This is a genomic window from Tsuneonella flava, from assembly GCF_002870965.1.
Classification (GTDB): Bacteria; Pseudomonadota; Alphaproteobacteria; order Sphingomonadales; family Sphingomonadaceae; genus Tsuneonella; species Tsuneonella flava.
This window is the reverse complement of the sequence record NZ_PHSO01000009.1, coordinates 98,931-110,355: the sequence shown is the minus strand read 5'-3', so window position 1 is coordinate 110,355 and position 11,425 is coordinate 98,931. Positions and strand designations below refer to the sequence as shown.

The following is an 11,425-nucleotide window of genomic DNA, read 5'->3' as shown; positions in this document are numbered from 1 at the left end:
TAGGCTCAGGACCCATTACCGGCACCATTGAGGTTTGAAGCAAAATGGCTCAGCGCAAGAAAAAAGGGCGCAGGAATATGTCAATATTTCAAGTCCTTTTGACGCCGCGATGGGCCATTTTGGTCAAATCCCTTCGGGACGTCCAAATGGCTTCCATCTCAAGTCAAACCACCCTTGGAAAGGCGGATAGCCTTCCCGGCGGGCAGTTTGACTTGATATGTTCGCCATTTGGACGCCTCAACGGTGCCGGTAATGGGTCCTGAGCCTAACCACCGCGTAACGGGCCATTGCGTTCCCTTACTGGTTGTTCTGGCGACCGAGGAAGCGGGGAATCGAGAGCGATCCCGAATCCGCATCGTCGTCATCGTCCTCGGTATCGCGCGATCCTGCCGCGGGGCCGGAACCGCGCGAAAGGTTGGCCATCCGTTCGAACAGAGTGCTGCCACCTGTCTTTGCGCCTCCGGTGCCAGCACCAGCACCGCCGGGAGCCGCGCCACCACGGCTGGCGGGCGCAGTTCCGTCGGCACCACCATCGGCACCGCCGGACAGCAGACCGCGACGGCGGTTGTCTTCGGGCGGAGTGACCGGGGCATCGCGCTCGACCAGTCGGTCGGCATCGAGCAGCAGTTCGTCCTGTGCAGGAGGGGGGGCAGCATGGGAATCGCCACTGGCAGCGGGCGGCGGGCCCGGTTCTTCCGCCATCGCATTCCGCAGACCGGCGAGCGGATCGACGATGTCATCCACATCGTCCTGATACTCTTCGTCTTCCTGAGCCATTCCGCCCAGATCGAGCGGCTCTGCCTCCGGCTCAGGCGCCGGCGGAGTGGCTGCAACGGGTGCCGATGCAGGAACGGGTTCTGGCGCCGGGGCGACGTTGTCTTCCGGCAGATCGAGCACGGGCCGCTTGGGCGGACGTGCGCCGCCGAGCGAGAACGAACGGTTTTCGTCCGCACGGCTGACCTGACCGCCTTCGATCCCGGTCGCGACGACCGAAACGCGGATCTTGCCATCGAGATCGGGATTGAATGCCGAACCCCAGATGATGTTCGCGTCTTCGTCCACCAGTTCGCGGATATGGTTCGCGGCTTCGTCGACTTCGAGCAGCTTCATATCTTCGCCGCCGATGATCGAGATAATCACGCCCTTGGCCCCGGCCATGCTGACACCGTCGAGCAGCGGGTTGGCGATGGCGCGTTCGGCCGCTTCCAGCGCGCGGTTTTCGCCTTCGCCTTCGCCGGTGCCCATCATCGCCTTGCCCATTTCCTCCATCACCGAACGCACGTCGGCAAAGTCGAGGTTGATGAGGCCCGGCATGACCATCAGATCGGTGATCGAGCGAACACCCTGCTGCAGCACTTCGTCCGCAAGCTGGAACGCTTCCTTGAAGGTGGTTTCCGCCTTGGCGATCAGGAACAGGTTCTGGTTGGGGATGACGATCAGGGTATCGACATGCTTCTGCAGTTCTTCGATCCCGGCATCGGCCGCGCGCATCCGGCGCGTTCCTTCGAACAGAAACGGCTTGGTCACGACGCCGACGGTCAGCACACCCTTGCGCCGCGCCGCTTCCGCGATCACGGGCGCTGCGCCGGTGCCGGTGCCGCCGCCCATGCCCGCGGCGATGAAGCACATGTTCACGCCTTCGAGTGCGTCCTCGATTTCGGCCACGGTTTCTTCCGCCGCCGCCTTGCCCACTTCGGGCCGCGCGCCTGCGCCCAGCCCGCCGGTGATTTCCGGCCCAAGCTGAATGCGCGTCTGCGCGCCGGAAGATGCCAGTACCTGTGCGTCGGTATTGGCGACGATGAAATCGACACCTTCGATTTCAGCGGCGATCATGTTGGCGATAGCGTTGCCGCCTGCCCCGCCCACACCGATTACAGTGATTTTGGGACGCAGATCGTCGGTTGCAGGGGGGCCGATATTGATGCTCATTTCATTTCCCTCCAGAGGGCGGGCAGTCGTTGCAGTTATTGGTTCGAATTTGGCACAAAGCGATTCAGGCGTGCATCCCGCAGGGCACCTTATCCACAGCGCTTAACGGCTTAGTGACCATTATTCATGCGATAATTGACCATTTACCACATGTTGCTCCTTTAAAAGTACTCTTTCACCGCGCGAATGACACGCTGCACCACAGCAAGCCCGGAATAATTGCTGCTGATCTGGTAAGAAGAGCCCACCGAACGGATGTCCATCGGGTCTTCCGAAGCATAGAGGCACAGCCCGGCAAGCGTGGAAAACCCGGGGGTTGCGTTCGCTTCGCCCAGCCCGCGCAACGCAGGCGGCTTGCCCACCCGCACCGGGCGACCCAGCGCGCTTTGCATATATTCCGCGATCCCGGCCAGTTCGGCCCCGCCGCCGGTCACCACGACCTGGCCGCCTTTCGCACCGGCAAAGCCCATTTCCTTCAGCGCCTGATTGATCTGAGCGGTTAACTGGCCGAGCTGCCCGGTGATAACCGAAACCAGTTCGGCCCGCGGGATCGTGTTGCGATCGTCCGCGCCGGGCACTGGCGGTGCAGTGCCATCATCTTCGCCGGGGCCATTGACCGGGATCATATCCTTGTAATCGGCAGGCGAAGCGATGGCAGAGCCATAGCGGCACTTGAGCCGCTGCGCCTGAAACCGGCGAATGCCGAATGCGCTGGCGATGGTATCGGTGATGTCGCACGATCCGAAGGGGATCGCCGTCAGCCCGATCAGCATACCACCGGCATAGAGCGCTACGTTCGTCACATCGCCGCCGATTTCGATCAGCGCGGTGCCCAGCTCCCGCTCTTCCGGGCTGAGACATGCATAGCCTGCGGCAACCGGGGCGGCCACTACGCTGTGCACTTCAAGATGCGCGTTCTGGACCGCTTCGATCAGATTGCGGATCGGCGCGCCATCGGCCAGCATGACATGGATATCCACGCCCAGCCGCTCTGCATGAAGCCCCCGTGGATTGGCGACACCGTGCACCCCGTCCAGCGTATAATGCGCCGGCTGCGCGTGCAGCACACGGCGCGCATCGAACTGGATCGAATCCCGCGCGGCCACCAGCAGGTGTTCGATATCGTCTTCTTCGACGCGGCGCCCGCCGATATCGATTTCCACTTTCGCCACCCGGCTGCCCAGCCCGGCACCCGAACAGCCGACCCACACGCTTTCGATATTGGTTCCGGCGTTTTTCTCCGCCCGCTCAACCGCGTCGCGAATGGCATATGTCGCGGCAGCCATGTCCGTGACATAGCCGCGCTTGATCCCCTGACTGGCGCGATTGCCCGAACCGAGAACGATCATCTCCCCGGTTTCGGACTGCCCCATGATCATCGCGGAAATGCGGAACGATCCGACATTGACCGCACCGAACAGCTTGCTGATCCGCGGCAGGCCCATCACTCGCCCCCCTTGGTGTCGAGCGTAACATCGCCGGTGCGCCCCGGCACCCGCATGTAAATCCGTTCGGGCACGCGCATATCGAACGTCGCCACTTTGCCGCCCAGCAGGCGGTTCACACCATCGAGCCGGGCGAACGAAACCAGCGCGCCCGCGCTTTCATCTTCGCCATGCGGCAAAGCCAGCACCTGATCGGTTTTGAACGTCAGATTCCACCGGCGATTGCCGATCCATTCCGCCGCTGCCACCTGCGGCTTGATCGCAGGCGCGGTGTCGAGCAGCTTGCCTAGCGCAGCAACCTGTTTGGCGGCACCGGGGCCGGATACCTGCAACATGCCCTTGGCATTGGCGGGTTTGATCGGTTCGAGTTCGTGCCCGGTATTGTCGATCAGCACCAGCCGACCGGGTTTCCTGAGCACCGCCACCGGCACCCGTTCGACAACATCGATCCGCAGCGTATCGGGTAACTGGCGGCTGACCCGCGCATCGGCAACCCACGGCAGTTCGAGCATTTCCTGACGCAGCGACGCCAGATCGACCAGCGGCATCGGCCGGTCGCGCTCGCCCAGCGCGCGTTCGTACACCTTCAGCTCGTTCATCCGTTTGACGCCGGTGACAGTCACCCGGCGCACTTCGAACCCCGCGTCGGAGGCGACCGACGCGATCTGCGCCTGTGCCAGCGCGGGCAATCCGGCAAGGCTGGCAACAAACCATGCCAAAGCCACTGCGGCGCCCAGAATGATCGCCAGGAACACGCGGTGAAGCTGTTCCTCCGTAAACGGCAGCACAGCGACTGCTGCATCCATGAAGCCGGTTGTCTTTGCCTTCGCTTTGCGCGCGGTATTGGCGCGGCTGCGGGCAGCGGCGGCGCGGCGCACCCCCTGCCCCTTGCGCGCGATTTTCTCAGCCATCGGCGGTTCCCCCTTCGCCCGATGAATCCACACCCCGCATCGCTTCGGCTACGATCGCTTCCACCAGATCTTCGTAGCTCATCCCGCAATAGCGCGCCTGTTCGGGCACGAGGCTGAGCGGAGTCATCCCCGGCTGGGTATTGGTTTCCAGCACGAACAGGCCCGCTTCGCCGCGTTCGTCGTCCCAGCGGAAATCGGTGCGGCTGCATCCCTTGCAACCCAGCACTTCGTGCGCCTTCACCGCATAGGCCATGCACAGATCCGCGATTTCGGCAGGAATCTGCGCGGGACAGACATGCTCTGTCATGCCATCGGTGTACTTCGCGTCGAAGTCGTAGAAGCCCGATTTGGGCACCAGTTCGGTCACGGTCAGCGCGCGCGGGCCATCCGGCCCGTCGATCACCGCAGTGGTCAGTTCGCGCCCGCGAATATAGGGTTCGGCCAGCAGCCGGTCGAATTCCTGCCACGGCCCCGCCACATCGCGGCGGATGGGATTGCCATAATTGCTGGCGTCGGTGACGATGGCCACCCCGACGGAGCTGCCTTCGTTGACCGGTTTCAGCACATAAGGCCGCGCCAGCGGATCGGCGCGGTGCAGTTCCTCGCAATCGACGATCCGCCCGCCCGGCATCGGGATGCCGTGCGGCACCAGCGCCTGTTTGGTCAGTTCCTTGTCGATTGCGATCACCGAAGTTGCCAGCCCCGAATGGGTATAGGGGATACCCATCAGATCGAGCATACCCTGCACTGTGCCGTCTTCGCCCGGAACGCCATGCAGCGCGTTGAACACGACATCGGGCGCTGCCTCGGCAATGCGCGCGGCGACCTGCCGGTCCATATCGATCCGCGTCACGCGATGGCCGCGCGATTCCAGCGCATCGGCCACGCCTTCGCCGCTCATCAGCGATACCGGGCGTTCGTTGGCCCAGCCGCCCATCAGCACCGCGACGTGATATTTGCGTTCCATGTTCATGGCCGGCCCACCCGCTGAATTTCCCATTCCAGCGTAATGCCGGTTTCCGCATACACTTTGCGCCGCACGTCTTCGCCCAGCCCTTCGATATCGGCGCTGGTGGCGTTGCCGGTGTTGATCAGGAAATTGGTATGCTTCTCGCTCACTTGCGCGCCGCCCTTCGTCATCCCGCGACAACCCGCGGCATCGACCAGTTGCCAGGCTTTCTCGCCCGGCGGGTTCTTGAATGTCGATCCACCGGTCTTGGTCCGCAGCGGTTGCGATTGTTCGCGGGCATTGGCGATACGATCCATCTCCGCCCCGATTTCTTCAGGAATGCCCTCGCGCCCCTGAAACCGGGCGGATACCACCACTGCCCCATCGGGCAGAGCCGAGTGGCGATAGGTGTATTGCAGGTCCGCTGCGGGCAGCGTGACGAATTCCCCTTCGGGCAGAACGACATCGCAATCGACCAGCACGTCTGCCACTTCGCGGCCATAAGCGCCGCCGTTCATCCGCACGAACCCGCCGACCGTGCCGGGGATGCCGCGCAGGAATTCCACCCCCGCCACGCCCGCATCGCGCGCACGAGACGACACGAGAATGCCGCTGGCCCCGCCGCCGCATTCCAGCACCATGTCGCGCCGCGCATCGACCGTCGAGAATGCCTTGCCCAGCCGGATCACGACCCCCGGCACTCCGCCGTCGCGCACGATCAGGTTGGAACCGAGGCCCAGCGCCATCACCGGCATCGTGCCGTCGAGCCGGGCGAGAAATTCGCGCAGGTCTTCCAGATCGGCGGGTTCATACAGCCAGTCGGCATTGCCGCCGGTCTTGAACCACACCAGCGGTGCCAGCGGAGCGTTGGCGGTCAGTTTCCCGCGTAGCCCTTGCGCGTCGAACGGGGTGGTGACGGTTTCGTCCACTTCGGCGGTAGGTGCGCTGCCGTCATCGTGCATGGCCCAGTCGTCTGGCTGCCGCGTCATGCCGCCCGCTCCGCCGCGATGGCATCGGCAAGGCCCGCTGCCCAGCGAGTGATGTCCCCCGCGCCGAGGCAGACCACCAGATCGCCCGCCTGCGCTTCTTCGGCCAGAACTTTCGCCAGCTCGTCCCGATCCGCGACTTGCGCCGCCGAACGGTGGCCGTGCGATTTAAGGCCCGCGACCAGCGCGGCGGAATCGATCCCTTCGATCGGATCTTCGCCCGCTGCATAGACCGGCGTGGCATAGACCAGATCGGCTTCGTTGAAGGCGTTCTGGAATTCCTCCATCAGATCGCGCAGCCGGGTATAACGGTGGGGCTGCGCCACAGCGATCACCCGCCCTTCGCCTGCGCCGGTCACGCTTTCCCGCGCCGCGGCCAGCACAGCGCGGATTTCCACCGGATGGTGCGCGTAATCGTCGATCACTGTCGCGCCATCGACGGTGCCCACTTTCGTGAAGCGCCGCCGCACCCCGCCGAACTGCGCGAAACCGGTGCGGATCACATCGTCATCGCAATTCAGCTCCAGCGCGACCGCAATCGCCGCCAGCGCGTTCTGCACATTGTGCCTGCCCGGCATCGGCAGCCGGACATTTTCGATCACACGGTCTTCCGCCCCGCGCTGCCGCACTGTGACGTTGAAGACATTGCCGCCCGCTTCGGGCCGGACATCGGTGGCGCAAATATCGGCTTGCGGAGAGAACCCATAGGTCACCACACGCCGGTCACGCACTTTGCCGATCACTGCCTGCACTTCTGTGTGATCAATACAGAGCACTGCGGCTCCATAAAAGGGTACGTTATGGATAAATTCGACGAAAGCGCGGCGCACTCCGTCAAAATCTCCATAATGATCAAGGTGTTCCGGGTCTATATTAGTGACAACTGCGATGGTGCCATCCAGCCTCAGAAAGCTGCCATCGCTCTCGTCCGCCTCCACGACCATCCAGTCGCTGTCGCCCAGGCGCGCGTTCGAACCGTACTGCTCGATAATTCCGCCATTGATTACAGTGGGATCGACGTTCCCGGCATCCAACAGCGCGGCAACCATGCTGGTCGTGGTCGTCTTGCCATGGGTGCCAGCCACAGCGACGGTGTTCTTCAACCGCATCAATTCGGCCAGCATTTCCGCCCGCCGCACCACTGGGATGCGGTTTTCCAGCGCCGCAACTACTTCGGGATTCGTCCTTTTTACGGCGGTGGAGGTGACCACAACCGCTGCGCCTTCGACGTTTTCAGCGGCCTGCCCGATCTTCACTTCGATCCCACGCGCGCGCAACCGCTCAACACTCGGCCCTTCGGCGAGGTCGGAACCTTGCACTGAATAACCAAGGTTTTTCATCACTTCGGCGATGCCCGACATGCCGATCCCGCCGATGCCGACGAAATGGATCGTGCCGATGTCCGTACCCACGCCCTTCATACTACACTGTCCTTTGCCGCGCCCTGGCTGGCAGCTTCGCCTTGCGAAGCGCCGCGCGCATTGTTTGCGCCAACGCGAATTACATCCATTAAATCAACGCCGCCGAAGCTTTCGACGAGATCGGCCAGATCCTGCACCGCCTTGGGCCGCCCGCAATTCCATGCCGCATGGGCCGCGGTGGCCAGCGTCTCAGGATGTTGAGCCATAACCTGAATCTGCTTGGCGAGCTGCTTGGGCGTGAACCCCGCCTGCCGGATCATCCGCGCGCCGCCAGCCTTCACCAGTTCCTGCGTATTCGCCGCCTGATGATCGTCCGTCGCAATCGGCAGCGGGACGAGGATCGCCGGGCGACCCACCGCGGTCAGTTCGGCAATCGTCGATGCGCCTGCGCGCCCGATAAACAAATGCGCGTCTGCCAGTCGGGTGGCCATATCTTCGAAGTAAGTGCCCAGTTCCGCGGGGATATCGTGCCCGCGATAGCGCGCCCGCACCGCGTCGATGTCTTCCGGGCGGCACTGCTGCGTCACCTGCAAACGCTGCCGCAAGGCCGGTTGCAGCATCGCCAGCCCATCGGGCACGACTTCGCTCAACACCCGCGCACCCTGACTGCCGCCGGTCACCAGCACACGCAGGATGCCGTCTTCGGTGAAGGCGGGGAACGGCTGATCGCGTAGGCCCAGCACCTCGGCACGCACCGGATTGCCCACCAGATGGACTTTGTCCGCCAGCGAAGGCTTCAGCCGCTGCACATCGGGATAAGCGGTTGCGATAGCCTGCACTTTTCCGGCCAGCAGGCGATTGACCCGCCCCAGCACTGCGTTCTGTTCATGGATCACCGCCGGAATATCCGCCGCCACAGCGCCAAGCAGTGCAGGCAGCGAAGGATAGCCGCCGAAACCCACCACTGCCGAGGGCCCGAAGGTTTCGAACAGCTGCATCGCCATCCGCCGCCCGTCTAGCACCGCCTTGATACCGCCGGGCCAATGCAGCGGGTTCTTGCCGAAACGACCGGCAGGCAGAACATGCGCTGGCAGGAAGTCGGGTTTACCCGGCAGCTCCGCCCCGCGCTTGTCGGTCACCAGCGCGACGTGGTGGCCGCGCCGGTCAAGCTCCGCCGCCAATGCGAAGGCGGGGATGAGATGCCCGCCGGTGCCCCCGGCAGCGAGTACGAAATGGCGTGAAGCGCCGGTCATGGCCGGGTTCCCTTTGCGTTCTGACCCTGCATATTCTGTGTAATCAGATCTTTCAGTCCGGGTGTTCCCCGGTCGAGATAGGGGTTGCGCCGCGTCAGCGCCAACAGCAACCCGACCGCCAGACATACCGCAATGGTCGACGACCCGCCATAGCTGACCAACGGCAAAGTCATCCCTTTCGACGGGAATAATTGCAGGTTCACCAGAATATTGATGAACGCCTGTCCGCCGATCTGCGTCACCAGCCCGGCCCCTGCCAGCATCGAAAACAGATCGTCTTCATCCACCAGACGGGTCAGCACGCGGATCACGATGGCGAGATAGAGCACAACGATCAACGCACAGACCAGCAGGCCGAATTCTTCCCCGATCACCGAGAAGATATAGTCGGTATGCGCTTCCGGCAGCGTCATCTTGCGGACACCCAGCCACAACCCGCTGCCGGTCCAGCCCCCGGCCATCAGAGTACGCTGCGCCAGATCGACCTGATCGAAAGCGGTGCCGCCGCCGAAGAAGGAATCGATGCGATGGCGCGCATTATCGTACAGGAAATACGTCGCCGTCAGCAGCACCAGCCCCGCACCGGCCAGCATACCGACCCTCTGCAACTGGATGCCGGCGAGCAGGATGATAACGAACCACACGCCGCCAAACAGAATCGTGCCGCCCAGATCGGGCTGCATCATCATCAGCGCAGCGACCAGCCCCATGATACCGGTTATGATCGCCAGCACCGGCATGTCGGGATCGCGCATCCGCCAACTGACGATCCACGCCAGTAGTATCGCAAAACCGGGTTTGAGGAATTCCGACGGTTGAAACCCGATGCCGAGGTTGATCCAGCGTTTTGCGCCGTTCACCTCGCTACCGATCACAGGGACAAGCATCAGGAAAAACAGCATCGTAGCCGCCAGCACGATACCCACGCGGCGGGCATTGTTCCGGCTGAGGGTGGACGCGGCGAACATGACGATCAGCCCGACCGCCTGCCAGCGCACGTGCGCCCAATAGAAATAGAGATCGGGCAACGTGATCTTGGAGGTCGACAGACGATGCGCGCTGGCAGGGCTGGCCGCAGCAACGGCGGCAGTGCCGATCGCCATCATCGCAAGGATGAGAAACAGCAGCACCCGGTCGATCTCGCGCCACCAGATCTTGAGTTCGCCGATGCGCGTGGTGCGAAAGCGTGGCTCATTCGCGGGGCTTCTGCCCGCGCGCGGAATATATGGCTGGGACTGGCTCATGCCGCACCTCCCCGCCCACACGGATCATCGCCCTGCGTATCGCTTGTCAAAGCATCCACGAACTGGCGGAAGCGTTCGCCGCGCTGCTCGTAATCCTTGAACTGGTCGAAGCTGGCACAGGCAGGGCTGAACAGGACCACATCGCCCGGCCGCGCATTGGCGATGGCGCGGCTGACCGCTTCGCACAACATCTCCGCCCGTTCCACCTGAACCCGCCCGTCGAGCAATTCGGCAAAGCGCGGCCCTGCCTCGCCAATCGTGTACGCGACGGCGACATTGCCGACATGTGGCTCGCACGCACCCAGCCCATCTTCCTTGGGCAATCCGCCAACGATCCAGTGAATGCGCGGCCCGTTTGCCTCTGGCGGGTAGGCCGCCAGAGCGGGAGCGGTGGAATCGGTGTTGGTCGCTTTGCTGTCGTTGATGAACAGCACGCCGTTATGCGTGCCGGCCCGCTCCATGCGATGAGGCAGGCCTTTGAAGCTGCCGAGCGCTTCACCGATTTTTACATCGGCAACACCGAGACAGCGCGCGACAGCAATCGCCGCCTGTGCGTTTTGCAGATTGTGCGGGCCTTGCAGCGATGGCCAGTCGGTCTGTGCGCCGATCAGTTCGACATCGTCGATCGGGATGAAGACGTCTGTCTTTGCATTGCCGAGGACATCGAGCTCATCCTCGGCGGCAGATTCGACCACGGCATAATTGTCGGCCGACTGCATTTCAAACAGGCGTGCCTTGCTGGCGGCATAGGCGTCGAAACTCTCGTACCGATCAAGGTGATCGGGCGAAATGTTCAACAACACAGCTACATCGCAATCGAGGTTCTGCGTCAGATCGATCTGGTAACTCGACAGTTCGAGCACATAGACGCCACCTTCCGGCAACGGCTCCTGCCCCATGATCGGCAGGCCGATATTGCCGCCCATAGCGCTCGGCACACCAGCGGTTTGCAGGATGTGGTGGATCAGCGCGGTGGTCGTGCTCTTGCCGTTGGTGCCGGTGATGCCGACAATGCTGTGCGGCGGCAGATCGGCGCGCGCCTGCGCGAACAGTTCGATATCCCCGATAAGCGGCACCCCGAACTGAGCGGCCCGGCCAGCAATGGGGTGCGTGTTGAGCGGCACACCGGGCGACACCACGATAGCATCGAAGCCCGAAAGATCGATTTCCAGCGGATCGCCCATTTCGGCGCGCCCTTCCACCAGCGCGCGCGCATTTTCCTGCCGGTCCCACGCGACGACCTGCGCTCCGCTGGCCAGCAGCGCATCGACCGTCGCCAGACCCGACCGCGCAAGGCCGAGCACCGCGTAACGCTTACCCCGGAAGGCGGAAGACGTTATCACGCGC

9 protein-coding genes are annotated in these 11,425 nt (G+C 63.2%); all 9 read right to left on the bottom strand.

Annotated elements, in window-relative coordinates:
- Positions 1 to 297 precede the first annotated feature (297 nt).
- The 9 genes from ftsZ to murD all read right to left on the bottom strand — a co-directional run bounded on the left by ftsZ (position 298) and on the right by murD (position 11,421).
- On the bottom strand, positions 298 to 1,929 hold the full coding sequence (gene ftsZ / locus CV013_RS14075; RefSeq protein ID WP_102156334.1) for a cell division protein FtsZ: 1,632 nt from the start codon (positions 1,927 to 1,929) through the stop codon (positions 298 to 300).
- A gap of 161 nt (positions 1,930 to 2,090) precedes the next feature.
- Positions 2,091 to 3,374 carry a cell division protein FtsA gene (ftsA, locus tag CV013_RS14070; RefSeq protein ID WP_102156333.1) on the bottom strand — a complete coding sequence of 428 codons (1,284 nt, stop codon included), beginning with the start codon at positions 3,372 to 3,374 and terminating at the stop codon, positions 2,091 to 2,093.
- Positions 3,374 to 4,285, bottom strand: a complete 912-nt coding sequence (locus tag CV013_RS14065; RefSeq protein ID WP_102156332.1) for a cell division protein FtsQ/DivIB — start codon at positions 4,283 to 4,285, stop codon at positions 3,374 to 3,376. Before CV013_RS14065 ends, ftsA begins: the two co-directional genes overlap by 1 nt.
- Entirely contained in the window at positions 4,278 to 5,258 is a 981-nt protein-coding gene (locus CV013_RS14060; RefSeq protein ID WP_102156331.1) for a D-alanine--D-alanine ligase, read from the bottom strand. The genes CV013_RS14065 and CV013_RS14060 overlap by 8 nt, the downstream gene beginning before the upstream one ends.
- Positions 5,255 to 6,223 (bottom strand): UDP-N-acetylmuramate dehydrogenase, encoded by a 969-nt coding sequence (murB, locus tag CV013_RS14055; RefSeq protein ID WP_102156330.1) that lies wholly within the window; start codon positions 6,221 to 6,223, stop codon positions 5,255 to 5,257. Before murB ends, CV013_RS14060 begins: the two co-directional genes overlap by 4 nt.
- A complete protein-coding gene (gene murC / locus CV013_RS14050; RefSeq protein ID WP_102156329.1) occupies positions 6,220 to 7,641 on the bottom strand; it encodes a UDP-N-acetylmuramate--L-alanine ligase in 1,422 nt (473 codons plus the stop codon). The genes murB and murC overlap by 4 nt, the downstream gene beginning before the upstream one ends.
- Entirely contained in the window at positions 7,638 to 8,834 is a 1,197-nt protein-coding gene (gene murG, locus CV013_RS14045; protein ID WP_102156328.1) for an undecaprenyldiphospho-muramoylpentapeptide beta-N-acetylglucosaminyltransferase, read from the bottom strand. The genes murC and murG overlap by 4 nt, the downstream gene beginning before the upstream one ends.
- Positions 8,831 to 10,078 (bottom strand): FtsW/RodA/SpoVE family cell cycle protein, encoded by a 1,248-nt coding sequence (locus tag CV013_RS14040; protein ID WP_102156327.1) that lies wholly within the window; start codon positions 10,076 to 10,078, stop codon positions 8,831 to 8,833. Before CV013_RS14040 ends, murG begins: the two co-directional genes overlap by 4 nt.
- The gene (gene murD, locus CV013_RS14035) at positions 10,075 to 11,421 is read right to left on the bottom strand and encodes a UDP-N-acetylmuramoyl-L-alanine--D-glutamate ligase (RefSeq protein WP_102156344.1); all 1,347 of its coding nucleotides are present in this window, start codon (positions 11,419 to 11,421) and stop codon (positions 10,075 to 10,077) included. Before murD ends, CV013_RS14040 begins: the two co-directional genes overlap by 4 nt.
- Between the last annotated feature and the right edge of the window lie 4 nt (positions 11,422 to 11,425).